The following is a 23,481-nucleotide window of genomic DNA, read 5'->3' as shown; positions in this document are numbered from 1 at the left end:
CTGTTTCTGTTACGCAGCGCTGGCCGGCATCGGCTGGTAGGCCGATTCCTGCGCGGTCGGATGCGTGATGCGGTAGGCGCGCATGGCGGCGCGGATGCCGAACACCAGCACGGTCAGCACCACGAAGATGAAGAGGCCGCACAAGCTAGCGTCGACATAGTCGTTGAAGATCACCTGCTGCATCTGCTCGATGCTCTTCGCCGGCGCCAGCACTTCGCCGCGCTCGGCCGCACCGCTGAACTTGGCGGCATGGGCGAGGAAGCCAACCTTCGGGTTCTCGCTGAAGATCTTCAGCCAGCCGGCGGTCAGCGTGCAGGCAAGCAGCCAGATCGTCGGCACGACGGTGACCCAGGCATAGCGCTCGCGCTTCATCTTCACCAGCACCACCGTCGCCAGGATCAGCGCCACGGCAGCAAGCATCTGGTTCGCCACACCGAACAGCGGCCACAAGGTGTTGATGCCGCCAAGCGGGTCGACCACGCCCTGGTACAGGAAGTAACCCCATGCCGTCACGCAGAGGCCAGTGGCGAGCAGGTTGGCGACGAGCGACTCAGTGCGCTTGAGCGAGGGCACGAAGGTGCCCAGCAGATCCTGCAGCATGAAGCGGCCCGCACGCGTGCCCGCATCGACCGCGGTCAGGATGAACAGCGCTTCGAAGAGGATCGCGAAGTGGTACCAGAAAGCCATCATCGCCTTGCCGCCGATCGCGCCGGAAAGAATCTGCGCCATACCGACGGCGAGCGTCGGCGCGCCACCGGCACGCGAGATGATGGTCTTCTCGCCAACATCGGCCGCTACCTGCGTGAGCATCTCCGGCGTCACGACGAAGCCCCACTGCGAGATCGCCACCGCGGCGGTTTCCGCAGTCTTGCCAAGCACCGCGGCCGGGCTGTTCATTGCGAAGTACACCCCCGGTTCGACGCAAGACGCGGCAACCAGCGCCATGATCGCGACGAAGGATTCCATCAGCATGCCACCGTAGCCGATGAAGGCAGCGTGCTTCTCGGTTTCAAGCAGCTTCGGCGTGGTGCCGGACGAAATCAGCGCATGGAAGCCGGACACGGCACCGCAGGCGATGGTGATGAAGAGGAAGGGGAACAGCGGGCCTGCCCACACCGGGCCGGTGCCATCAACGAACTTGGTCAGCGCAGGCATCTTCAGATGCGGCGCAACGAACGCGATACCGATCGCCAGCCCCATGATCGTGCCGATCTTGAGGAAGGTGGAGAGGTAGTCACGCGGCGCGAGCAGCAGCCAAACCGGTAGCACCGAGGCGATGAAACCGTAGCCGATCAAGAGCCAGGTGAGTTGCTTGCCGTCGAAGGTGAACATCGGGCCCCACGTCGGGCTCGCCGCCACGTCGCCGCCGAACACGATGGCGGCCATCAGCAGCACGAAGCCGACGATCGAGATCTCGCCGATCTTGCCCGGGCGGATGAAGCGCAGGTAGACCCCCATGAAGAGCGCGATCGGGATCGTCGCAGCCACCGTGAAGGAACCCCAGGGCGAGTCCGTCAGCGCCTTCACCACGATCAGCGCGAGCACCGCGAGGATGATCACCATGATCATGAAGGTACCGAACAACGCCACCACGCCCGGGATCGGCCCGAGCTCGGACTTGATCAGGTCGCCGAGCGAACGGCCATCGCGGCGCGTCGAGATGAACAGCACCATGAAGTCCTGCACCGCGCCAGCGAAGATCACACCCGCGAGGATCCACAGCATGCCGGGCAGGTAGCCCATCTGCGCTGCGAGCACCGGGCCGACGAGCGGGCCGGCCCCTGCAATGGCCGCAAAGTGGTGGCCGTAGAGCACGTATTTGTTGGTCGGCACATAGTCCAAACCGTCGTTGTGTTTCCAGGCCGGCGTCATGCGCGAGCCATCAACACCGACCACCTTGTTGGCGATGAAGAGGCCGTAGTACCGGTAGCCAATCAGATAGACCGAAACCGCGGCCACCACCACCCACAGGGCGTTGATGGTCTCGCCACGGCTCAGCGCGACAACAGCAAGTGCGGATGCACCGAGCAGGGCTAGTGCGGCCCAGCCGAGGTGCGGCAGAAAGCGTTTCATGGTCTCCTCCAGTGCTGGCCCGAACAGAAGCCGCATGGGTTATCGATATCAGTCGACGTCAGCGCTCTAACTGCGACGTTGGCTTAAGTATCGATAAGCGGATTTGATTGCACATCCGCAGGACTACCGAGGCTCGCTACGTAGCCTTACGTAGGAAGCAACCCTGATGGCAACACGCCGCGCCTGACAATCGTCGAGACACCACGAACACTTGGTCATAGAAAACCCCGCCAAAACAACCGTCAAAAACGGTGCTTCGCGCGGGGTCATAGAAGCTCAGCAAATTGAGGCGGCGGAGGCTCAGTCAGGTGGCATCGATGTCGATGATCTCCTCGCAGGTGCTGTAGTTGTTGTCGTACGCGCCGGGGTTACCGCTGGTATGGATCAGTCGGTAGAAATGATGGTCGCTTTTCACGCCGCCTTCGCCCAGCTTGTAGATATGGACGATGCGCTTCTTCATGTCGATGCCGTTTGCATTGAAGCAGTAGTACTTAGCGCCCCACCAGCCGTTCGGAAGTCGCCGTTTGTTCTGATAGGCATACAGACCGAAACCCTTCACGTCGTAGTCAAAGCCACTGTGAAACCAGCCCGCCGGGGGGACCTTGTCGAGAGGGTAGTCGCTCGAGCGCGCCTTGCCATCGCGCAGGTCGAGCACGAGTTGCTGGTTCATCGATCCGATCTGGTTCCATTTCACGGTCGGCATTGGCTCTTCTCCTTTGAACGGGGTTGGGGGTACGACAGCTCTGATCATGCAGGATAGATAGGCTGCATGGCGACGGGCAAGGCGACTTGCGAAGTGCCAGGTGTGCGGTTTGCACTGCGCCGGTCGCTGTCGAAGCGTCGGCCGCCCTGTCTACGGCCGCGGCGCGGGGATTGCGATTCTGTGCTTCGGTGCTATAACCGGTCGATCACCAAGCCGCACCCACCGCATGCAACTCCGTCTGAAAGTCCTGATCCTTGCGGTCGCCCCGCTGCTGCTTGCCATTGCCGCGGTGGCGGCTGTCGTGCGCATCGAGTCACGGGCGCTCGCCGAGGCCGAGTTGGCGGCGGTCGAGCCGGTACTGGTGGCCGCGCGCAAAGCCGAGTTGCAGCACTACGTCGAACTGGCGCTCGGCGCGCTGACCCATCTGCACAACCAGGGCGATGACGCAGCGGCGCGCACCGCCGCGCTGGCAACGCTAGCCAAGCTGGACTACGGGCGCGACGGCTACTTCTTCGTCTATGACATGGGTGGCCGCAACCTGATGCACCCGCGCCAGCCCGAACTGGTGGGGCAAGATCTCTGGAACCTGCGCGATCCGCAGGGCACGCCGACGATCCAGCGGCTGGTCGCGCAAGCGAAGGCGGGCGGCGGATTCGTCGAGTTCATGTGGCAACGCCCTTCCACCGGAAGGCTCGAACGCAAGCTCGGCTACGTGGCGCTGGAGCCCAAGTGGGGCTGGATGGTTGGTACCGGCATCTACCTCGACGACCTGGCCGAAGCCCGCGCGCGCATCGACCGTGAGGCCTCGCGCGCGATCAACGCCACGCTGGGCGTGATCGCCGGTATTGCCGTCATTGCCGCGCTGCTGGTGGCGGTCGGCGGGCTTGCCCTGAACCTGTCGGATCAACGCGACGCCGAGGCGCGCATGCGCGCACTCGCCCACCAGGTGGTGCGCTCGCAGGAAACCGAACGCGCCCGCGTCGCGCGCGAACTGCACGACGGCGTCAGCCAGTGGCTGGTGTCGGTGAAGTACATGTTCGAGTCGGTTCAAGTTCGCCTGGAAGCACTCAAGCACGACGACCTGGCACCGGTGGCCGAGTCGCTCGCGCGCGGCATTACCCGCCTGAACGAAGTGCTGCGCGAGATACGCCGCATATCGCACGGCCTACGCCCCGCCCTGCTCGACGACCTGGGCCTCGCTCCCGCACTGTCGCAGATCGTCAACGAGTTCGGCTCCCGCACGCAAATCACAGCGCAGTGCGACGCCGACCGCGACATCGCGCTGCCGGAAGCCGTGGCGACGGCGCTCTTCCGGGTCGTGCAGGAAGCACTGGCGAATATCGAACGCCATGCCGGTGCGCACACGGTCAGGGTTGCGCTTTCAAGCGCTGACGGCGGGGTCCGCCTGCGGGTTTCGGACGACGGCAAAGGGTTCGATCTCGACGAGGTGCACGAACACCCGCGCGGCGGCCTTGGGCTCTCCAGCATGCGCGAGCGGGTGGAAACGCTGGGCGGACGTTTCGACTTGCGTTCCGGCCCGGAGGGCACGACGATTGAAGCCCTGCTTCCCGAATCTGCGCTACGGCCCTGAAACGATGTCCCATCCAACCGGCGGTTCTTCCTCCATCCGCATCCTGCTCGTCGACGACCACCCGCTGGTGCGGGATGGCGTGAGGGCAAGGCTCGAAGCAGTGCCCGGCTTCCGCGTCGTCGCCGAGGCCGGCTCGGCAGCCGAAGCGCTGACGATGGTCGAACAGCACTCGCCCGACATCGCGCTGATGGATGTCGGCCTGCCGGGCACCAATGGGGTGGAACTCGCCCGCCAATGCCACGAGCGATTCCCCGCCCTGCGCATCGTGATGCTGACCATGCACGACCAGCCGCAGGTGGTCGTCGAAGCCTTTCGCGTCGGCGCCCGCGGCTATGTACTGAAGGACAGCCCGGCGCAGGAGATCGTCGCCGCCATCGAAACCGTGATGGCCGGCCGCCGCTACTACTCGGCTGGCGTGGCAGACGCGCTGGCACACGGCGCAACGCCCGACCCGCTGCTCACGCAGCGCGAGAAGGAAGTGCTCGCCTTCATTGCGGAAGGCCTGTCGAGCAAGGAGATCGCTCAGCGGCTGGATCTATCGGTGCGCACCGTCGAGACGCATCGGCTCAACATCAAACGCAAGCTGGAACTCGACGGTTCCGCCGCACTGGCGCGCTTCGCCGTCGAACGCAAACGGACCGGGCTGTAAGCCAATCAACGGCCGCCGAAATGCGTGGGCCGCAGCAGCTCGATCTTGAACTCCGGTTCGTACGGGGGCACGTGGCATTCAACGACGTCGCGGTCTGACAACTGCAAACACAGCCCGACGACTTCGGCCTTCACCGGCAACGACGCCACACAGCGATCCGCCAACACCGCCGCATGAACCGCCGCAGCCCCGCGCTGCGTGAGGTAGCCGACAACGCGGGCGAGTGAGTGCCCCTGGTAGAGCACGTCGTCCACCACCAGCACCGTCGCGCTTGAAAGATCACGCGCAGAAAACTCGGCGTTCTCCGTCAGTTGCGTGTCGGCGTGCAACAGTGCCAGATCGTCCCCATAGCGCTTGAGTTTGATTTCGTAACGCGGCAGCGCCAGGCCGTAGATGGCCTGCAGCCGCGCCTGCAACATCGCGGACAGCGGCCCGCCGCGCCGAAGGATGCCGAGCAACAGCGGATCATCCGCCCCGGCGAGCAGCGGAAAGGCCTGCGCCGCCATCCAGTCGATCACCCGCTCAAGGCGCGGCGCATCGTAAAGCGTGAAGCGTTCCCCTGGTACCGAGGTATCCATGACATGAGCTCCGCTCACCAGAACTGTTCATAGTGTTCCGCGTGTGCCGACCCGATGCAATCCGCAACAGCGCCTTCGAGATGTGGCGGCTCTCAAGAATGCAAACTATCGCAAGATCGGCCGCCCCCATGATCTCGTCGCGCCCTCGACACGAATGTTCCAGTCCAAAGCCGGCACAATTGCCGACGCACGCTGCCGACTCGGCACCGAGACCGAAGCGGGCGCGCGAAGCCATCAAGGAGAAGAAAAGCAATGTTCCATACGTTTGTGTGCCGGCTGGCCCCCGCCATGCTGGTCGTTTCGATGCTCGCTGGCTGTGCGGCTGGTGGCCTCACTATCCCGATCAAGGATCCAGTGCCCTCAGAACACAAGTTCAGCGGCGAAGCGCGCAGCAAGCAAGATCAGTTGAACTTCGTCGACAGCCGGCCAGCAAGCGACAAGGCGAGCTTCTCGACCTGGATCGTCCCGATGAATTTCGTTGCCAAAGGCAAACCACTCGATCCGGTTGCCTTCGTTGCTGAACACACCACAAAGGAACTTGTCGCTCGCGGTATTCCTGTAACCCAGGGCGCTGGCAATCAGGCGATGGAAATCAGCATCTCCAAAGTCGGCATCGACAATCATCGCGCGACCGGATTCTCGCCAATGGTGACCTTGACCTTTCTGGTGGCCGACGTCACAACACCCGCCGGCAAGAAGCGGATGACGGCCTACGTGAAGCGCGCCAAGGTCCCGGTGTGGGGCTTCGACGAACTCAACGACCCATGCTATAGCGAGCCGTTGAGCCTGATCACCAAAGAGCTCGCGGCAAAGATCAACCGCGATGTGTACGGTCTCAAATCCGACGACTCAGAGATCGATCGCTTGGTGGCCAAGGTGAACGCGGAAGCCGCGACCAACCCCCTCAGCTACTTCGATGTCTATCAGCTTGGTTTCAGCAACAATCCGCGCGCGATTGAGCCGCTCGTCAAACTGACTGCGCACAATCAGGAATACGTGCGCCTCGCTGCGATTTCCTCGCTCGGCATCCTGAAGGCGACCAGCCAGCAAAAGTTGCTCGAGAACCTCTACAGCGGCATCGGTGCCGATATCTGGCAAGACCGGGCGATCGCGCTGAAGGCGATCGGCGATCTCGATACGCCGGAGTCCAAGGCTTTCCTTCAGGCTGAGTTCGACCGCCTGAAAGACAAGAACGATCGTGGTGCGGTCTGGACCAAGAAGCTGATCGCGCTCTACCTTTGAACGCGACACCAAATGCAGAAAGGGGCTTGACGCCCCTTTTTTCATTTCACGACCAAACCACGCGAATCAAGGCAACCACTACAGCCCAAGCTGCCCCCACATCGAGTCGACACGCTCTTTGACCGCCTCGTCCATGACGATAGGCGTACCCCACTCGCGCTGCGTTTCACCCGGCCATTTGTTGGTCGCGTCCAGGCCCATCTTGCTGCCGAGCCCCGCGACCGGTGAAGCAAAATCAAGGTAGTCGATCGGCGTGTTGTCGACCAGCGTAGTGTCGCGCGTCGCATCTACCCGCGTGGTCATCGCCCAGATCACTTCTTTCCAGTCGCGCACGTCGACATCGTCATCCACGACGATGATGAACTTGGTGTACATGAACTGGCGCAGGAAGCTCCAGATACCGAACATCACGCGTTTGGCGTGGCCCGGGTAGGCCTTCTTGATGCTCACCACCGCCAGCCGGTAGGAGCAGCCCTCCGGCGGCAGATAGAAGTCGACAATCTCCGGAAACTGCTTCTGCAACAGCGGCACGAATACTTCGTTGAGCGCGAGCCCAAGCATCGCCGGCTCATCCGGCGGTTTACCGGTGTAGGTGCTGTGGTAGATCGGGTTACGGCGCATCGTGATGCGTTCGATCGTAAACACCGGGAAGTCCGATACCTCGTTGTAGTAGCCGGTGTGGTCACCGTAGGGGCCTTCGGGCGCCATATCATCGGGGTGGATCACGCCTTCAAGCACGATCTCGGCCGACGCGGGAACCTGCAACTCGGAGCCGAGGCACTTCACCAATTCAGTCTTCGCCCCGCGCAACAGGCCGGCGAACTGGTACTCGGACAGGCTATCGGGCACAGGCGTCACCGCCCCCAGGATGGTCGCCGGATCGCAGCCGAGCACCACGGCAACCGGAAATGGTTTTCCCGGATTTGCTTGCTGATGTTCGCGAAAATCCAGCGCGCCACCTCGATGCGCCAACCAGCGCATGATGACCCGGTTAGGTCCGAGCACCTGCTGGCGGTAGATGCCAAGGTTCTGACGCTGTTTGTGCGGGCCGCGCGTCACGACCAGTCCCCAAGTGATCAGGGGCGCAGCATCACCCGGCCAGCAGTGCTGGATCGGCAGACGCGACAGGTCGACGTCCTTGCCCTCCCATACGACCTCCTGACACGGCGCAGAACCGACGACCTTCGGCGACATGTTCATCACCTGCTTGAAGATCGGCAGCTTCTCCCAGGCATCCTTAAGCCCCTTCGGTGGCTCGGGCTCCTTCAGGAAGGCGAGCAACTTGCCGACTTCGCGCAAGGCCGTCTTCCAGTCACCGTCCTCGCCCATGCCATAGGCCACGCGCTGCGGCGTACCGAAAAGGTTGGCCAGAACAGGCATCGCGCACGTACGCCCCTGCGTGTGCGCGTTCTCGAACAAGAGCGCCGGACCGCCCGCACGCAAAACGCGGTCGGCAATCTCGGTCATCTCAAGGTGTGTATCCACCGGATGGGCGATGCGCTTGAGCTCGCCGCGGCTTTCGAGTTGCGCAATGAAGTCGCGCAGATCCTTGTAACGCATCGCAGTTGGCGTCTTTCAAACTGGGTCCGATATGGCCGCGATGATACCGCCAGGGCTCCACCTCCGCCGCGTGGGCGTCGACGGATTTTCTTACACCGCATTTGTCGCAACCGACAAACAGAACAAAACCATCAACGATTTCAATTAGATAGAATCCAAACGACGGCTGGCACGAAGCCTGCTTCAATCTCTGCGAGTCAGGACATCGTCCTGCCACCCAACGACAACGAGGCTAAATCGTGAAAATGAAATCACTCGCTGCCGCCATCCTGCTGATCGGCGGTGCTGCAATCTCGACGGCCGCAAGCGCCGGCGCAGTCATCACCAACGGGACCGTCAGCCTTGGCGTTAACGACCTGGGCGCGCTGAACTACGGCGGCGTCGGCCTCAAGTACAACGTTACCGGCGGCGACAGCACGGTGTACGGCTGCACCTGCGAAGGCTGGGGTGCTGCGATTGCTTCGACCGGTGTAGCTGGCTACCAGAACACCTCCGTCGGCACTGGCGGCCTGAGCCTGGTGTCCTTCACCTCCACGGCATCGACCGCCATCTCGGTGTCGCGCGTGCTGAACGCTTCGGGCGCCGCGATTCTGGAAGTGACGCACAACTACCATCCGATTTCCACGACTTCGGCGCTCTACGCTGACGACGTGTCGATCAAGAACCTGCAGACTTTCGCGATTGCATCGGGTGACCTGCGCTATCGCCGCGTGATGGACTGGGACATCTACCCGACCGCTTTCAGCGAATTTGTGACGATCCAAGGCGTGCCGGGCGCGCTGGGTATCGCCAACGGCAGCAACCTGCTGCACACGACGCGCGACGGCTTCTCGTCTTCGAACCCGCTGGCCTCAAGCCACCGCGTACTTGGCGCGACTGCATGCGCACAAGACGATGCGAACTTCACTGACTGTGGCCCGGATGACCACGGCGCGCTGTTCGATTTCAACTTCGCAGCGGTTGGCGCGGGTGAAACGATCAAGTTCACCACCTACTACGGTGCTGCGGGGACTGAAGCCGACGCAGACCTCGCTCGCCGCATGGTCGATGGCGACGCATCCGACGTCGAAATCGGCATCTACTCATACGGCCAAGCCAACGTAGCCGGCGGCCCGACGACTGGTGTGCCGAACACCTTCATCTTCGGCTTCGGCGCCTCGGGTGGTGTGTTCATCCCGCCGGGTGGCGATGTTCCGGAACCGGGCAGCCTCGCGCTGGCTGGTCTGGGCCTTGCCGGTCTGGCAGCTGCACGCCGTCGCCGCGCGAAGTAAGTTTTCGCTGCAGCACGCACAAGTACCCCTTTCCGGTTTCCGGAAAGGGGTATTCTTTTTTTGTGTCCAGCCTCCCGCCAACAAATGAAACTCCGCCATCTCGCCGTCTTGCTCGCCACCCTGACGCCACTCGCATCGCTCGCAACGCCGATTCATAATTTTCTCGACATCCAGCCGCGCTCGGCCGCCAAGGCAACAACGCCGCTCGATAAGGGTTACGACGCGTTGAACGAAGGGAAGTACGACCAGGCGAGGCAGTTATTCAGTGAAGCCGCGAAGGCGGAACCCGCCAATCCCCTGCCCTTGCTTGGGCTGGCGGACATCGCACGCCTGCAGCACAAGGACGCTGAGGCCAGCGACTGGGTGAAGAAGGCCTACAAAGTCGCCCCGCAATCTGTGGACTCCTTGGTCGCCATGGCGCGCCTGAGCATGGCCACGAAACAGTGGAAAGAGGCCGAGCGTTTTGCGCTCGAAGCCGCCAAAGCCGGCCCCACTGCGGCAGCCCCTCAACTGGATCTGGGTGAGCTGTACCTGAACGTCCTTCACAAACCGGATCTCGCGGCAGAGGCGTTCCGAAAGGCGTCAGAACTGAAGCCAGACCATGCTGGCGCGCGCTTTGGCCTCGGGATGGCATTGCTCGCGAAGCAGAACCCGGCCGACGCAGCGCGCGCCATGAATGAGGCGGTGCGCCTGGCGCCGGAGAACCCGTTGTCGTACTACGGGCTCGGCCAGGCGGAAGCGGCACGGGGTGACTACCGGGCTGCAGCGCGCGCCTTCGACCGCGCGGTGGCACTTGATCCGAAATTTGGCTCCGCGATGGTCGCAGGGGCGGACGCCCGGCAAGCCTCTGGCGACATGAAGGGGGCCATCGAACTGATCGACAAAGCCGCCACGGTTGATCCGAATTCGGCCCAAGTCCGATTCAAGCAGGGGATGCTGCATCACGCCGCCGGCGACGCGGCCGGTGCCTATGCCGGCTACCTGGCGGCGATCAAGGCCGATCCGAAGTTCGCGCTCGCCTACAACAACGCAGCCGCGCTGGCTGCGTCGCGCAAGGAACGTCTTGACGACGCCCTGGCCTGGGGCCAAAAGGCCGTGGCACTGTCGCCGAACGAGAACACCTATCTGGATACGCTCGCCGGCGTCCAATTGGCACGTGGCAACCGAGCCGAAGCGACCAAGCTACTCGAGAAGATCGCCGCGTCGGAGCACCCTCAGGCCGACTCACTCTACCAACTCGGGCTGTTGCGGCAAGCGGCAGGGCTCAACAAGGAAGCGGTGCAGGCCTATCGCCGGGCCTTGCAGATCGACCCGGCGTTTGCGGGCGCCCGCGATGCGAACACGCGCATCGCGCAGCTCGATACGAAACGCTAGACCTCAGTGCGTCCCGCGCAGGGCGTAGTCAAGTACTAGCCCGACGAACACGGCCGCACCAAACCATGTGTTGTGCAGGAAGGCCTTGAAGCACAGGGCACGATCGCGTGCCCTGATCAAGGTGTAGTGGTACGCCGCAATGCCGGCTGCCAGCGCGAGCCCCAGGTTGAAATAGACACCACGCTGGAACAACCAGCCGACCCAAGCGAGCAAACCGATCGTGGCTGCATAACAGATCATCACAGCCGCCACATCGAAACGGCCAAAGGTGATGGCAGAAGTTTTGATGCCGATCTTCAGGTCGTCAGGTCGGTCAACCATGGCGTACTCGGTGTCATAGGCGACCGACCAGAATACGTTCGCAAGCAGCAGCCACCATGCAACCGCGGGCACTTCGTTCCAGAGCGCCGCGAAGGCCATCGGAATGCCGAAGCCGAAGGCGACGCCCAAGTAAGCCTGCGGAATCGCGAAGAAACGTTTCGTGAACGGATAGCTCGCCGCCAGGAAGACCGCCGGCACGGACATGTACCAGACCAAGCGCTCCAGCGGCAGGATCAGGCAGAAGGACAGCACCCCCAGCACCGCCGCGAGGGCCAGCGCTTCACCCGTGCCGATCGCGCCGGTTGCAAGCGGGCGCTGCGCCGTGCGCTCGACGTGACCATCAAAGTCGCGATCTGCGTAGTCGTTGATCACGCAGCCGGCTGACCGCATCAGCACGGTGCCGAGAACAAAGATCCAGACCACCCAAAGACTCGGCTTACCAGCCCCGGCGAACCATAGCCCCCAGAGCGTCGGCCACAGCAGCAACAGAATCCCGATGGGTTTGTCGAGCCGCATCAGGCGTTCATATGTTCGCAGGCGTTCGTACAGGGTCACTTGAAAAGCCTCGGAAGCGTCGGCAAAAAGACCTCGGTTACAAGAAGCGGGCGACCAGCGCGCTTGAACACGCTACGACGCGCCCACAATGCTCCGTTCGGCGCGACGCCGCTCGCCGCGATCGCGCGTTGCCAGCGCGGATCCCGCGCATCGAGCGCCTTGAGATGCAGTTGCCCGCGCTGCACCGAGCGATCCGCGAACAGTACTGCCCCCAGCGGGCGGGTACCGAGCCCCGCGACGAGGTGCCACGCGCCACGTAGATGCTGGGGCAGTACCACCGAATGGGCGAACACGACCGGCACACCATCGGCACACAGCAGCACTTCACGCACAAGCGCCGACGCATGCCAGCGCAGACCGATCAGACGGCGTTCATCCGGCAACGGCAGACCGAGGCGTTGCTGCAGGACGCGGACCTCAAACGCGTCACAGCGGGCACGGATACGGGCGGTCAGCGACCCCCTGCCAGTAAGCCAGGTTCGCATCTCGCTGCGCGGGACACAGGGCGTGTTCGCCAGCCAGCGCTCGTGACGCGAATGGCGCAAGGTTCTAGGCATCATGCTGGGCGCGGATGATACCCGGATGAGCGCGGTTTCATCCTGTTTCAGATCCGCGAAAGGGGGCTTGTGGGTGCATGCTAAACTCCGCCGCATCCTAGGGCGCACGCCCATTCAGACACCGACCAGGGGGCCACGATGGACTTGATTGCCCATATCGCGCAGCAGTTCGAAGACAGCGCCAACGCGAAAATCGCTGCGGTCGACGCCATGGCCGCGCCAATCGCAGGCGCGATCGAAGCGATGACCCATGCGCTGATGAACGGCGGGAAGATTCTCGCTTGCGGTAACGGCGGCTCAGCAGCCGACTGCCAACACTTCGCCGCCGAGCTGATTGGCCGTTTCGAGCGCGAACGGCCAGAGCTGGCCGCGGTCGCGCTGACCACCGACACCTCGGCAATCACAGCGATCGCGAACGACTACTCCTACGAACAGATTTTCGCCAAGCAAGTCCGCGGCCTCGGCCAGGCGGGCGACGTGTTGCTGGCGATCTCGACCTCGGGCAACTCCGGCAACGTGATGGCTGCGATCGAGGCAGCCCACCAGCGCGACATCCGGGTCGTGGCGCTGACCGGCAAGGGTGGCGGCAAGATCGGCGCAATGCTGCGCGACGGCGACGTGCACCTGTGCGTGCCGCACGACCGCACTGCTCGCATCCAGGAAGTCCACATCCTGGCGATCCACTGCATCTGCGATGGCATCGACTGCCTGTTGCTGGGGTCTGAGGCATGAGTCTGCGCAGCATCGCATTGGTGCTGGCAGTGGCGACGTCGCTGCCGGCCTGCGTCCCGATGGTTGTCACCGGCGCAGCCGTGGGCGTGACGGCGACCATGGATCGCCGCTCCTACGGCGTACAGGTGGAGGATTCGACGATCGAGGCGAAGGCCTCTTCCGCCATCAGCAACAAGCTCGGGCCGACCGCCCGCGTGTCGGTGACAAGCTTCAACCGCGTCGTGTTGCTGAGCGGCGAAGTGGCGGACGAGGCAGCGAAAGCCGAAGCGGAACGGCAGCTGCGCGCATTGCCGCACCTGATCCGGACGGTGCACAACGAACTGACGATCGGCCCGCGTTCGAGCTTCTCGCAGCAGAGCGGCGATGCGCTGACGACGTCGAAGGTCAAAGCACGACTGGTCGAGACCAAGGAAATCTCCTCGACTCAGGTCAAGGTCGTGACCGAATCGGGTGTCGCGTATCTGATGGGTATGGTTTCGCCGCGTGAGCAAGAAGTCGCGACCTTCGTGGCGAGCACCACCACCGGGGTACGCAAGGTTGTCCGCCTGTTCGAAGTGATGACGCCGGAGCAGATCCGCCAACTCGACGTGGTACAGGAATCGCTGAACAGCAGCATGCCGGCGCCCACCAAGCCGGCACAGTAGTTGCACCGCCGCTTGCAGCGGAATGCTGCTGCGCACATCACGGGCCGCCTCTGCGGCCCGTTTTCATTGGAGTCCCCCGAGCGCACGTGGACGCAATTGACCTTTTGCGTCCGCAAGAGCAGAATGCGAACCATTCCTATTCATGTTGCCACAGCCGTTTTTCAAACATGGGCTTGTGGCAACGCTCTCCGCGGGACTAGGCTATGTACGTGTGTGTCTGCAATGCCGTCACTGAACGGCAAGTCCAGCAAGCCGCCGGCAATGGCGCGCGTCGTTTGCGCGACCTGAGCGCGACGCTGGGCGTAGCCACGCAATGCGGTCGTTGCGCGCAGCACGCCCTTGCGTGCCTGCGCGATTGCCATGCCTGCCCCAACGCACAAGCCCCAGCGCAAGAACGGAGAGTCCGACATGAAAGGCGACAAGAAGGTCATCCAGTTGCTCAACAAGCAGCTTAAGCACGAACTCACCGCAATCAATCAGTACTTCCTCCACGCCCGGATCTACAAGAACTGGGGCTTCGACCGGCTTGGCTCGCACGAGTATCACGAGTCGATCGAAGAGATGAAACACGCCGACAAGCTGATCGAGCGCATCCTGATGATCGAGGGCCTGCCGAACCTGCAGGACCTCGGCAAGCTGATGATCGGCGAGAACGTCGTTGAATGCATGCAGGGCGACCTGAAGCTCGAGACGACCGCCCACGGCGACCTGAAGGACGCGATCGCCCACTGCGAATCGGTGCGCGACTATGTGTCGCGCGACATCCTGCAGGAGATCCTCGACGACACCGAGGAACACATCGACTATCTCGAAACCCAGCTCGAACTGGTCGAGAAGGTCGGCCTGCAGAACTACCTGCAGTCGCAGATGAAGCCGGCGGATTCCTGATACGCCTCGCGCTCATACCAACGCCCCGCCTCGCGCGGGGCGTTTTCGTTTCAACGTCTTCAGTCGAGTCTGGGATAGCCGGTAATGCGCTGGATCTCGGTGTAGAGCGGCGCGAGGCGTTCGTACATGTGGCGGTAGACGCGCGTGTAGAGCGCCTCGTAGAGCGCCGCATTGGCGTGGATCGGTTCGAAGGTCCGCGCGACGCGCGTCATCGCAGCCACCGCCGAATCGAAGTCGCGGTGCAGACCCAGCCCCACCGCGCAGTCGATCGCCGCGCCGAGACCGGAGGTCTCGTAGGTATGCGGACGCGAGGTCGGCAGATTGAAGATATCGGCAGTCAGTTGCATCGCCGCGTCGGATTGCGAACCGCCACCCGACACCCGCAGCTCGCGCATCGCCACCCCGCTCCGCTTCTCGATGCGCTCGCGGCCGTCGCGCAGCGCGTAGGCCAAGCCCTCGAGGATCGCGCGGTACAGGTGGGCCTTGGTATGCACATCGCCGAAGCCGATGACCGCGCCCTTGGCATCCGGCCCGGGGTGGCGGATGCCCGGCGACCAAAAGGGCTGCAGCATCAGGCCCATCGAGCCGGGCGGCACGGTAGCGACCATCTCGTCGAAGAGCGACTCGGGCACGATGCCGGCCTGCTCTGCCGCCAGTTGCTCCGCCTGCCCGAACTGCTCCTTGAACCAGCGCACCATCCAGTAGCCGCGGAAGATCTGCACTTCGCTGCTGTACTGGCCCGGCACCGCGGCCGGATACGGCGGCACCCAAGGAAGCGCCTCGAAGTAGCGCCGCGTGGTGACGTTCACCGTCGCCGTCGTGCCGTAGGAGAGCGCGCCGACCTCCGGCGTCGGCGCGCCGGCACCGAGGATCTCGCAGGCCTTGTCCGCCGCCGCGGCAATTACCGGCAGACCTTCCGGGATACCGGTGTCGGCGGCCGCCGCCCGCGTCACCTGCCCCAGCGTCGCACCCACCGGCAGGAGCTCGGGCAACACATCGGGCGCCAGCGCGAGCGCCTGCCATTTCCAGTCCCACGCCCGCGCCCAGGCGAGCCGCTTGAAATCGAAGGGCAGATAGCCGACCTGCGCGCCGACCGAATCCACATGGCGCCCGGTCAGGCGGAAATTGAGCCAGCCCGACAGCAGCAGGAACTTGTGCGTCTTCGCCCACAGCGCCGGCTCGCACTCGGCGAACCAGTTGGCCTCAGCCTCGCGCTGGAAGTAGCGGATCGTGTCGGCCACGCCGGCCGCCTTGAACGCCGCCCGCCACCATGGCGCGACAGTCGGCACGCGCTGCGCCTTGCGCTGGTCGAGCCAGATCAACGCGGGATGCAGCGCTTTGCCCTCGGCATCGATCGGGATCACGGTGCCGCGTTGGGTCGTGACAGCCACGCCGCGCAGCGCGGGCTTCAGATGGCCGTACGAGGCCCAAAGCTGCCGGCAGGCCTGCGCCGTCGCCGCCCAGAAGCCCTCGGCATCGTGCTCCAGCCAACCGGGTTGCGGCGCGCGGTAGTCGTCGAAATGCACCTGCGCCTTGCCAACGAGTGCCCCCTGCAGATCGAACAGCAGCGCGCGCACGCTCTGCGTGCCGCAATCGAGCGAGAGCAGAAGATCATCCGGGGCCGGCATCGTCATGCGTGCTCCAATCCTGGCGTGGCTTCGCGCGGCAGCGCATGGCAGCGCTGCACAATGTCCAGATAACGCGCCACCTCGGCCCGCCAACGCGTCGCGTCCCAGCCGAGCAGCGGGCGCGCGATCTGTTCGACGCGCGGCAGGATCTCCGCGGCACCATGGCGCAGCAGCAAGCCAAGCCGGGTGCGCCGCAGCAGCAGGTCGTCGAGGTGTTGCACCTGTTCCGCCTGCGCAGCGTAACGCAGCTCGGCCCACAGCGTGGGCGTGCCGCAGATCCGCGCCAGTTCGCCCGGCGCGGCGCACGCGACCAGTGCCTCGGTAGCCACGCCGTGGCGCCCGATCAAACGCTCGCATAGCGCGGGCGGCAGCGCAGCCAGCGCGGCGGACTTGGCGACCGGCGCAAAGATGCTGCCCGTAGCGCTTCGGCCGGCGGCTGGCAGGCGTGGCGCCAGACGCGCCAGCGCATCCACCGCAATCGCGCGGAAGGTGGTCAGCTTGCCGCCGGTCACGGTCAGCAGCCCGGCTTCGTCCAGCACAATGTGATCGCGGGTCTCCTTCGACGGGTCCGCCCGCCCGCTGGCCACCACCGGCCGCACACCGGCGTAGGCCGACAACACATCCGCATCGCACAGCGCGAGCGACGGAAACTGCCAGGCCAGCGCCTCGAACAGATAGTCCGCCTCGCCGCGCGTGATGCCAGGCTCAAGGGCGAGGTCGGCGGCGTGGTCCTCATCGGTGGTGCCTACCAGCGCTATGCCTTCCCACGGATAGGCAAACACCGGCCGGCCGTCGCGCGGGTGCATGAACGCCACCGCCTGCGCCAAGGGCAGCCGCCAGAGCGGAAACAGCAGATGGCTACCGCGTAGCGGACGCAGCTTGGGTGCGGCCCCCAGGGTGGCGCGCAGGCCGTCGGCCCACACGCCGGTGGCGTTCACGACGCAACGGGCGCGCAGCACGTAGGCGGCGCCCGCCTCCGGCTGCAGCCGCGCGCCGCACACACCAGTCGCGTCGCGCAGCAGCGATTCGACCCGGGTGTAGTTCATCAGCCGCGCGCCATGCACACGCGCTTCCTGCAGCACCCGCAGCACCAGCCGGGCGTCATCGGTCTTCGCGTCGAGATAAGTGCTTGCGCCCTGAAGACCAGCCCGGCCGAGGTGGGGCGCAAGCCAGGCGGCACGGTCGGCGGCGTGGTAGCGGCGGCTGCGCACACCGGCGAAGGCGTCGTAGATCGCAAGTCCCGCACCGAGCAACCAGCGGCCCGGCGAACGACCGCGGTAGTGCGCCATCAGGAAGCCTTGCGGCTCGACCAGCCCGGCGGCGTCGCGCATCAGTGCGGCGCGTTCGTGCACCGATTCGCGGGTCAGCCCGGGCTTACCCTCGCGCAAATAGCGCAGGCCACCGTGCACCAGCTTCGACGAGCGCGACGAGGTGCCCCAGGCAAAGTCGCGCGCTTCGACCAGCGTCACCGACAAGCCGCGACGCGCCGCCTCCAGCGCGATGCCAGCGCCGGTGATGCCGCCGCCGATCACCAGCAGGTCGCAATCGGTATTCATCAATCGCGGTCGCCGAAGAGGTTGCCGGGCGTCATCACGCCGTGAGGATCGAGTTGCCGACGCACCGCGTCGAGCATTGCGAGCCCCGCAGCACCCTTCTCCGCGGCGAGCCAGGGCGCATGGTCCTGGCCGACACCATGCTGGTGGGTGATGGTGCCGCCTCGCGCGACGATGGCCTGCGACACCGCGCGCTTGAGTGCTTGCCAGCGCGCGAAGCTGGTTTCGAAATCCGGCCCGACGCGGAACACGAATGTCGAGTAGACGCTGGAGCCCTGCGGGTAGACATGCGAGAGGTGGGTATAGCAGTGCGTGCGCTCGCCGAAGGTCGCCAGTGCGTCGCGCCCGGCCGTCTCGATAGCCGCCATCATCGGCGCCACACGCGGCCAGTCGCAGGCGGTTTCCATGGTGTCGACCGCGTAGCCGGCGGTCCACAGGCTGTTGCGCAGATACACGCCACGGAAGCGGTTGGCACGCCACTTCTCGCCCAGCAACTGGCCGGTCGAGACGCCGCCGTGCGCGCGGATGATCGCGCCGGCCTGCCGCCGCATCGCGCGCAGCTGCGCCTTGCTGCCGGTGAAGCCGGCGAACAGCAGGCATTTGTCGGCGCCAGCGCCGCGCAACGCGAGGTAGCGTTCCAGCCAGCCGATCGCGGCAGCGTGGCCGGCGAGCTTCAGCGTGGTCAGGGTCTCGATCGGGTTAGCCAGGCGCATCATCGACAGCCCGATGCGGGCCTGCGCCAGCGCCTGCACCGCGGCCTGGGCGCGCGCCCAGTCGGGGAAGAACACGCCGATGAACTGTTCGGCTTCGAGCAAGCGGGTGACCCGAACCGTCGCCTCGGTCAGCACACCGAAACGGCCTTCGGAACCGAGCACCCATTCGCGCAGATCCGGCCCCGCCGCCGAGGCCGGAAAGGTGGGCAGATCAAGCGGCCCGGAGGGCGTTTCCAGATGCCCGCCGGCGAACAACTGTTCAATGCGCCCGAAGCGCGAGGACTGCTGACCGGACGATCGGGTGACCACCCAGCCGCCCAGCGTCGAATACTCGAAACTCTGCGGGAAGTGGCCCAGCGTGTAGCCATGGGCGCGCAATTGGGCTTCGAGGTCGGGGCCGAGCACGCCAGCCTCGAAGGTGGCGAGCTGGGCGTCGCGGTCCAGCGCGGTGAGCCGCATCATGCGGGTGAGGTTCATGGTCAGCACCGGCTTGTCGCCGGCCGGCGAAAGATGCCCGACCACCGAGCTGGCACCGCCGCAGGGACGCACCGACACGCCGTGCGCCTGCGCCCAGCCGAGCAGTTCGCGCACCGTCTCGCGCGTTTCAGGGAAGGCGACCCCGTCGCTGACGCGGCCGAGCGCGCCGAAACGCAGGCGCAGCCAGTCCGCGCACGATTGGCCAAAGCTCGCCGCCAAGCGCGCCCCAGGTGAGGTATCGATCAGCGGATGCGGCGGCAAGCGGCTCGCTTGTGCCGCCACCTGCGCCAGCGCTGCCTCGTAGGCGGCATCGTTCGGCGCCGTGCCCGGGCCGACGATGTCGGCCAGGAAACCCAGAGCCTCCGGTTTGAGGGGCTGTTCGATGGCGGTATCGCCCCAGCCGTTCCAGCGTCGCATGTAGTCACTCCCTGTCGATGTCGGCCCCCGGGCGCGTGCCGGCCCGGGTCTTCCGCCGCTTAGCCCCCTGCGCGGAGAAAGTCCGGCGAACGGATGACCACACGCGGCGGCGACAGGTAGGATTGTCTGCAGAGCCCAACGCCAGCGCTTGTCGCCTGCTGACAGCCGCCTTGTGAATCCATGACAGAACTCGCAACACCCGAAACGCAACCCGCCGCAGCGATTCCGCCACTGGCGCAGGCACGTGTGGTCGGCCCTTACGCACAAACGGCAATCGACACCGCAGCCGAACGGGGGCTATCGCCCGCACGGCTGGCGGTGACGCTCGGGCTGCCCGCGGAATCGCTGGCGCCGGCCACCGACAACCTGCCGGTCGAGCGCTACATCCGCCTGCTGGAAGTGGCTGCCGAGGCCTGTGGCGATCCGCTGTTCGGCTTGCACGTGGGCGAACGCACGCGGCTATCGACCTTTGCGGTCTATGGCCTAGTGCTGTGTTCCTGTCGCAGCTTCCGCGCTGCGACCGAGCAGACGCGCCGCTTCGAAGGACTGGCGCATGACCTGGGGCGCTCACGCATCGAAGAGCACGGCGCAATTGCGCATTACGTGTGGGAGTCGCCCTGGCTCACCACGCTGCCCAGCCGCCATCTGCCCGAGAGCGTGATGGCGGGCATCCTGAGCTTTGCGAACTGGCTGGCCCACACCCGGGTGCCGGTGATCGACGTGGCCTTCGCGCATGCGGCGCCCGACCCCGCGCTGATACCCGCCTACGAACAGTTCTTCGGCGCGCCGGTGCGTTTCGATGCGCCGCAGAACTGCGCGCGCTTCCCGGCCGAAATCCTCGACTGGCCGGTACCCAACGCCGACACCAGCCTGTTCCCGGTGCTCGCCCGCCATGCCGAGCAACTGCTCGCCGCGCGCGAACGCGAAGCGCGGCAGCCGGAGATCATCAACGCGGTACGCGAAAAGATCGTCGCACTGCTGGCGCACGACAGCGCACGCCTTGGCGATGTAGCCGATGCGCTGGGCAGCACGCCGCGCACGCTGCAGCGCAAACTGGCGGAGGCCGGCACCAGCTACCAGACCGTACTCGATGCAACCCGGCGCGAACTGGCCGAGCAATATCTGCGCGAGCCCGGCATGACGATGACCGAGGTCGCCTTCCTGCTCGGTTACCGCGAGCAAAGCTCGTTCAATCACGCCTTTCGCGACTGGTACGGCATGACGCCAGCCGCATGGCGCGAGCGGGCACGCAGCGGCAGCTGACAGGTCGCCTCGACACAATCAGTTGCCGACCTGGCGCAAGTTCCGCCCCCGGTGGCCGGAGTAGGATGCAGTTTTTCGCTCTCACAAGGAGACACCCGTGAACATCCGCCTGATCGCCGCGACCGCGCTGGCACTGTCGGCCACCATCGCCCACGCCGACCCGGTCACCATCAATCCGCCGCCCAAGCACGAGTGCAAGCAGCCGAGCCCGCTGGGCATGGAGCCCTCCACCGCGCAGATCAAGAGCTACAACAAGGCTTTCGACGCCTACAAGGCCTGCATGTCGGCTTACATCGCCGACCGCCAGGCCGCCGGCAACAAAATCGCCGAGCTTTACAAGGCCGAAGTCGAAGCGGGCAATGCTGCGATCAAGGAATTCAACGACTGGGCGAACACCGTCAAGTCGGACAAGGACAAGTAAGCACCGCAACCGTGCTGAAACGCAAAAGGCCACCGCAAGGTGGCCTTTTCATTGGTTGGCGCAGCGCTACGCGGCTTCGAGCTTTGCCATCGCCAGCATCAGCCATTTGATGCCGTGCGCACCGCCGAAGTTGATCTGCACTTTCGCATCGCCCCCGCTGCCTTCGGCGGAGACGATCACGCCTTCGCCGAACTTCGCATGCCGCACCAGCTGGCCAATGCGGAATCCCCCCAGATCACGCGAGGGCACTGACGACGCGCGCGGCGGGGTGCGGTGTGCCGATTCCTGCGACGGCTCGTAGTAACGCGCAGCCGCCTGCCGTGGCGTGAGCCACTTGATCAGCTGCGGCGGGATCTCGTCGATGAAGCGCGACTTCAGCGAGTAGCGGGTCTGCCCGTGCAGCATGCGGCTTTGCGCCAGCGTGAGGTAGAGCCGCTTTCTCGCGCGGGTGACCGCGACGTACATCAGGCGTCGTTCTTCTTCGAGGCCGTCGGTTTCCTGGATGCTGTTCTCGTGCGGGAACAGCCCTTCCTCAACCCCGGTGAGGAAGACCGCGTCGAACTCCAGGCCCTTGGCCGCGTGCACCGTCATCAGCTGGATCGCCTCCTGCCCGGCATCGGCCTGGTGCTCGCCGGCCTCAAGCGAGGCATGAGCGAGGAAGCCCGTGAGCGTCGGGTCTTCGGCTTCCGAAATGAAGTTCGCGCCGGCGTTCAGCAGTTCATCGAGGTTGGCGAGACGCTCTTCGCCTTCACGCTCGGCGCGGTAGTGCGCGCGCAGGCCGGAGTGTTCCAGCACATGGTCGATCACTTCCGGCAGCGGCAGATCGCGCGTGGCCTGTCGCATGTCTTCAATCAGGCGCACGAACACCGCGAGCGAGGCCGCCGGCCGCCCGGCCAGATGCGGCACCGTGGCGTAGAGGCTGGTGTTGTAGGTGCGCGCCGAGTCGGCGAGCAATTCCAGCGAGCGGGCGCCAATCCCCCGCGTGGGGAAGTTCACCACGCGTGCAAACGCGGTGTCGTCGTCCGCATTCGCGATCAGCCGCAGGTAGGCCAGCGCATGCTTGATCTCCTGCCGCTCAAAGAAGCGCAGGCCGCCGTATACCCGGTACGGAATGCCGGTGGAAAAGAGCTGGTGCTCCAGCACCCGCGACTGCGCGTTGCTGCGGTAAAGCAGCGCGATGTCGGATCGCGCCGCGCCGTCTCTGATCAGCGATTGGATCTCTTCCACGATCCAGCGCGCCTCGTCCATGTCGGTCAGCGCCTCGTACAGCCGGATCGGCTCGCCCGCGCCGGCCTCGGTCCACAGGTTCTTGCCCAGGCGGCGGCTGTTGTTCGCGATGATCGCGTTGGCCGCGTCGAGGATGTTGCCGTGCGAGCGGTAGTTCTGCTCCAGCCGGATCACGCTCTTCACCGCGAACTCGCGCTCGAAGTCGCGCATGTTGCCGACGTCCGCGCCGCGGAAAGCGTAGATCGACTGGTCGTCGTCGCCCACCGCGAACACCGCTGCCGGCTCGGCGCCACCGTGGCCCGCCAGCAACTTCAGCCACAGGTACTGCAGGCGGTTCGTATCCTGGAACTCGTCGACCAGGATGTGGCGGAAGCGGCTCTGGTAATGCGCACGCAGCGGTTCATTACGGGTCAGCAACTCGTAGGCGCGCAGCAGCAGTTCGGCGAAGTCGACCACGCCCTCCTTCTGGCACTGGCGTTCGTACTCGGCGTACAGCGCGACCTTTTTGCGCGTCCAGTCGTCCCAGGCCTCGGCGGCGTCTGCGCGCACGCCGGCCTCCTTGTTGCCGTTGATGAAGTGCTGCAGATCGCGCGGCGGATACTTTTCGTCATCCACGTTGAGCGCCTTCAACAGCCGCTTGATCGCTGCGAGCTGGTCGGCGGAATCAAGAATCTGGAAGGTCTCCGGCAGGCCGGCGTCGCGGTAGTGCGCGCGCAGCAGCCGGTTGCACAGGCCGTGGAAGGTGCCGATCCACATGCCGCGGGTATTGATCGGCAACATTGCCGACAGGCGCGCGAGCATCTCCCTCGCCGCCTTGTTGGTGAAGGTCACCGCCAGGAGGCCGTGCGGCGTGGTCTGACCGGTGGAGATCAACCAGGCGATGCGTGTGGTCAGCACCCGCGTCTTGCCCGAGCCGGCCCCGGCAAGAATCAGCGCCGGCTGCGGCGGCAGCGTCACGGCGGCGAGCTGTTCGGGGTTGAGGTTGTCGAGAAGCGAAGTCATGGGGCACGGCCGGGCAGGAAAGCCGACATTGTACCGGCCCGC

General features: G+C 65.0%; 21 protein-coding genes. 11 read left to right on the top strand and 10 right to left on the bottom strand.

Annotated features, from left to right (window positions below):
- Positions 1–9: 9 nt before the first annotated feature.
- Together JY500_RS03870 and JY500_RS03865 are read right to left on the bottom strand one after the other, a co-directional pair.
- Positions 10–2,073, bottom strand: a complete 2,064-nt coding sequence (locus tag JY500_RS03870) for a carbon starvation CstA family protein (RefSeq protein ID WP_206255122.1) — start codon at positions 2,071–2,073, stop codon at positions 10–12.
- Positions 2,074–2,377: 304 nt separating this feature from the next.
- Positions 2,378–2,776, bottom strand: a complete 399-nt coding sequence (locus JY500_RS03865; RefSeq protein ID WP_206255121.1) for a hypothetical protein — start codon at positions 2,774–2,776, stop codon at positions 2,378–2,380.
- 226 nt (positions 2,777–3,002) lie between these two features.
- Between JY500_RS03865 and JY500_RS03860 the strand changes: the two genes are divergently transcribed.
- Positions 3,003–4,367 carry a cache domain-containing protein gene (locus tag JY500_RS03860; RefSeq protein WP_206255120.1) on the top strand — a complete coding sequence of 455 codons (1,365 nt, stop codon included), beginning with the start codon at positions 3,003–3,005 and terminating at the stop codon, positions 4,365–4,367.
- A 4-nt stretch (positions 4,368–4,371) separates the two neighbouring features.
- Positions 4,372–5,016 carry a response regulator gene (locus JY500_RS03855; RefSeq protein WP_206255119.1) on the top strand — a complete coding sequence of 215 codons (645 nt, stop codon included), beginning with the start codon at positions 4,372–4,374 and terminating at the stop codon, positions 5,014–5,016.
- 5 nt (positions 5,017–5,021) lie between these two features.
- On the opposite strand, the gene JY500_RS03850 is transcribed toward JY500_RS03855, so the two are convergent.
- Positions 5,022–5,594: a phosphoribosyltransferase family protein gene (locus tag JY500_RS03850; RefSeq protein ID WP_206255118.1), complete on the bottom strand. Its 573-nt coding sequence runs from the start codon at positions 5,592–5,594 to the stop codon at positions 5,022–5,024.
- A gap of 252 nt (positions 5,595–5,846) precedes the next feature.
- Between JY500_RS03850 and JY500_RS03845 the strand changes: the two genes are divergently transcribed.
- Positions 5,847–6,836: a HEAT repeat domain-containing protein gene (locus JY500_RS03845; protein WP_206255117.1), complete on the top strand. Its 990-nt coding sequence runs from the start codon at positions 5,847–5,849 to the stop codon at positions 6,834–6,836.
- Between the two features lie 78 nt (positions 6,837–6,914).
- Here JY500_RS03845 and ubiD read toward each other — a convergent pair whose 3' ends face one another.
- A complete protein-coding gene (gene ubiD, locus JY500_RS03840) occupies positions 6,915–8,396 on the bottom strand; it encodes a 4-hydroxy-3-polyprenylbenzoate decarboxylase (RefSeq protein WP_206255116.1) in 1,482 nt (493 codons plus the stop codon).
- Between the two features lie 245 nt (positions 8,397–8,641).
- Here ubiD and JY500_RS22085 point away from each other — a divergent pair, with 245 nt between their 5' ends.
- Complete coding sequence (locus tag JY500_RS22085) at positions 8,642–9,667, top strand: PEP-CTERM sorting domain-containing protein (protein ID WP_281391260.1); 1,026 nt, start codon at positions 8,642–8,644, stop codon at positions 9,665–9,667.
- Between the two features lie 84 nt (positions 9,668–9,751).
- Entirely contained in the window at positions 9,752–11,041 is a 1,290-nt protein-coding gene (locus JY500_RS03830; RefSeq protein WP_206255115.1) for a tetratricopeptide repeat protein, read from the top strand.
- Between the two features lie 3 nt (positions 11,042–11,044).
- Here the strand turns inward: JY500_RS03830 and ubiA are convergent, their stop codons facing one another.
- The gene (gene ubiA / locus JY500_RS03825) at positions 11,045–11,917 is read right to left on the bottom strand and encodes a 4-hydroxybenzoate octaprenyltransferase (RefSeq protein ID WP_206255114.1); all 873 of its coding nucleotides are present in this window, start codon (positions 11,915–11,917) and stop codon (positions 11,045–11,047) included.
- Entirely contained in the window at positions 11,914–12,477 is a 564-nt protein-coding gene (locus tag JY500_RS03820; protein ID WP_206255113.1) for a chorismate--pyruvate lyase family protein, read from the bottom strand. The genes ubiA and JY500_RS03820 overlap by 4 nt, the downstream gene beginning before the upstream one ends.
- Before the next feature lie 135 nt (positions 12,478–12,612).
- On the opposite strand from JY500_RS03820, the gene JY500_RS03815 reads away from it, so the two are divergent.
- The 4 genes from JY500_RS03815 to bfr all read left to right on the top strand — a co-directional run bounded on the left by JY500_RS03815 (position 12,613) and on the right by bfr (position 14,738).
- Positions 12,613–13,206, top strand: coding sequence for a phosphoheptose isomerase (locus JY500_RS03815; RefSeq protein WP_172204554.1), 594 nt, complete (start codon positions 12,613–12,615; stop codon positions 13,204–13,206).
- Positions 13,203–13,850 carry a BON domain-containing protein gene (locus JY500_RS03810; protein WP_206255112.1) on the top strand — a complete coding sequence of 216 codons (648 nt, stop codon included), beginning with the start codon at positions 13,203–13,205 and terminating at the stop codon, positions 13,848–13,850. The genes JY500_RS03815 and JY500_RS03810 overlap by 4 nt, the downstream gene beginning before the upstream one ends.
- A gap of 203 nt (positions 13,851–14,053) precedes the next feature.
- Complete coding sequence (locus JY500_RS03805; protein WP_206255111.1) at positions 14,054–14,305, top strand: (2Fe-2S)-binding protein; 252 nt, start codon at positions 14,054–14,056, stop codon at positions 14,303–14,305.
- Positions 14,259–14,738, top strand: coding sequence for a bacterioferritin (gene bfr / locus JY500_RS03800; protein WP_172204548.1), 480 nt, complete (start codon positions 14,259–14,261; stop codon positions 14,736–14,738). The genes JY500_RS03805 and bfr overlap by 47 nt, the downstream gene beginning before the upstream one ends.
- A gap of 59 nt (positions 14,739–14,797) precedes the next feature.
- On the opposite strand, the gene JY500_RS03795 is transcribed toward bfr, so the two are convergent.
- Genes JY500_RS03795 through JY500_RS03785 form a run of 3 tightly spaced genes read right to left on the bottom strand, consistent with a single transcriptional unit; the run spans position 14,798 to position 19,526 of the window.
- A complete protein-coding gene (locus JY500_RS03795; protein ID WP_206255110.1) occupies positions 14,798–16,372 on the bottom strand; it encodes an FGGY-family carbohydrate kinase in 1,575 nt (524 codons plus the stop codon).
- Positions 16,369–17,922, bottom strand: a complete 1,554-nt coding sequence (locus tag JY500_RS03790; RefSeq protein WP_206255109.1) for a glycerol-3-phosphate dehydrogenase/oxidase — start codon at positions 17,920–17,922, stop codon at positions 16,369–16,371. The genes JY500_RS03795 and JY500_RS03790 overlap by 4 nt, the downstream gene beginning before the upstream one ends.
- Positions 17,922–19,526: an FAD-binding oxidoreductase gene (locus JY500_RS03785; RefSeq protein WP_206255108.1), complete on the bottom strand. Its 1,605-nt coding sequence runs from the start codon at positions 19,524–19,526 to the stop codon at positions 17,922–17,924. The genes JY500_RS03790 and JY500_RS03785 overlap by 1 nt, the downstream gene beginning before the upstream one ends.
- Before the next feature lie 180 nt (positions 19,527–19,706).
- Between JY500_RS03785 and JY500_RS03780 the strand changes: the two genes are divergently transcribed.
- Entirely contained in the window at positions 19,707–20,789 is a 1,083-nt protein-coding gene (locus JY500_RS03780; protein WP_206255107.1) for an AraC family transcriptional regulator, read from the top strand.
- A gap of 97 nt (positions 20,790–20,886) precedes the next feature.
- A complete protein-coding gene (locus JY500_RS03775) occupies positions 20,887–21,210 on the top strand; it encodes a hypothetical protein (RefSeq protein WP_172204538.1) in 324 nt (107 codons plus the stop codon).
- A 66-nt stretch (positions 21,211–21,276) separates the two neighbouring features.
- Here the strand turns inward: JY500_RS03775 and JY500_RS03770 are convergent, their stop codons facing one another.
- The gene (locus JY500_RS03770) at positions 21,277–23,439 is read right to left on the bottom strand and encodes a UvrD-helicase domain-containing protein (protein ID WP_206255106.1); all 2,163 of its coding nucleotides are present in this window, start codon (positions 23,437–23,439) and stop codon (positions 21,277–21,279) included.
- Positions 23,440–23,481: the final 42 nt, after the last annotated feature.

The organism is Niveibacterium microcysteis, assembly GCF_017161445.1.
Taxonomy (GTDB): domain Bacteria; phylum Pseudomonadota; class Gammaproteobacteria; order Burkholderiales; family Rhodocyclaceae; genus Niveibacterium; species Niveibacterium microcysteis.
Note: the sequence above shows the minus strand (reverse complement) of the source record. Positions and strands in the feature narration are given on the sequence as shown.

Excerpts from the sequence above, each read along its gene's own strand:
- JY500_RS03830 (WP_206255115.1), top strand. The coding sequence starts at position 9,752 with ATGAAACTCCGCCATCTCGCCGTCTTGCTCGCCACCCTGACGCCACTC.
- JY500_RS03850 (WP_206255118.1), bottom strand. The coding sequence starts at position 5,594 with ATGGATACCTCGGTACCAGGGGAACGCTTCACGCTTTACGATGCGCCG.
- JY500_RS03795 (WP_206255110.1), bottom strand. The coding sequence starts at position 16,372 with ATGACGATGCCGGCCCCGGATGATCTTCTGCTCTCGCTCGATTGCGGC.
- JY500_RS03860 (WP_206255120.1), top strand. The coding sequence starts at position 3,003 with ATGCAACTCCGTCTGAAAGTCCTGATCCTTGCGGTCGCCCCGCTGCTG.
- JY500_RS03810 (WP_206255112.1), top strand. The coding sequence starts at position 13,203 with ATGAGTCTGCGCAGCATCGCATTGGTGCTGGCAGTGGCGACGTCGCTG.
- JY500_RS03855 (WP_206255119.1), top strand. The coding sequence starts at position 4,372 with ATGTCCCATCCAACCGGCGGTTCTTCCTCCATCCGCATCCTGCTCGTC.
- bfr (WP_172204548.1), top strand. The coding sequence starts at position 14,259 with ATGAAAGGCGACAAGAAGGTCATCCAGTTGCTCAACAAGCAGCTTAAG.
- JY500_RS03815 (WP_172204554.1), top strand. The coding sequence starts at position 12,613 with ATGGACTTGATTGCCCATATCGCGCAGCAGTTCGAAGACAGCGCCAAC.
- JY500_RS03805 (WP_206255111.1), top strand. The coding sequence starts at position 14,054 with ATGTACGTGTGTGTCTGCAATGCCGTCACTGAACGGCAAGTCCAGCAA.
- JY500_RS03870 (WP_206255122.1), bottom strand. The coding sequence starts at position 2,073 with ATGAAACGCTTTCTGCCGCACCTCGGCTGGGCCGCACTAGCCCTGCTC.
- JY500_RS03770 (WP_206255106.1), bottom strand. The coding sequence starts at position 23,439 with ATGACTTCGCTTCTCGACAACCTCAACCCCGAACAGCTCGCCGCCGTG.
- JY500_RS03790 (WP_206255109.1), bottom strand. The coding sequence starts at position 17,922 with ATGAATACCGATTGCGACCTGCTGGTGATCGGCGGCGGCATCACCGGC.
- JY500_RS03785 (WP_206255108.1), bottom strand. The coding sequence starts at position 19,526 with ATGCGACGCTGGAACGGCTGGGGCGATACCGCCATCGAACAGCCCCTC.
- ubiD (WP_206255116.1), bottom strand. The coding sequence starts at position 8,396 with ATGCGTTACAAGGATCTGCGCGACTTCATTGCGCAACTCGAAAGCCGC.
- JY500_RS22085 (WP_281391260.1), top strand. The coding sequence starts at position 8,642 with ATGAAATCACTCGCTGCCGCCATCCTGCTGATCGGCGGTGCTGCAATC.
- JY500_RS03820 (WP_206255113.1), bottom strand. The coding sequence starts at position 12,477 with ATGATGCCTAGAACCTTGCGCCATTCGCGTCACGAGCGCTGGCTGGCG.
- JY500_RS03865 (WP_206255121.1), bottom strand. The coding sequence starts at position 2,776 with ATGCCGACCGTGAAATGGAACCAGATCGGATCGATGAACCAGCAACTC.
- JY500_RS03845 (WP_206255117.1), top strand. The coding sequence starts at position 5,847 with ATGTTCCATACGTTTGTGTGCCGGCTGGCCCCCGCCATGCTGGTCGTT.
- JY500_RS03780 (WP_206255107.1), top strand. The coding sequence starts at position 19,707 with ATGACAGAACTCGCAACACCCGAAACGCAACCCGCCGCAGCGATTCCG.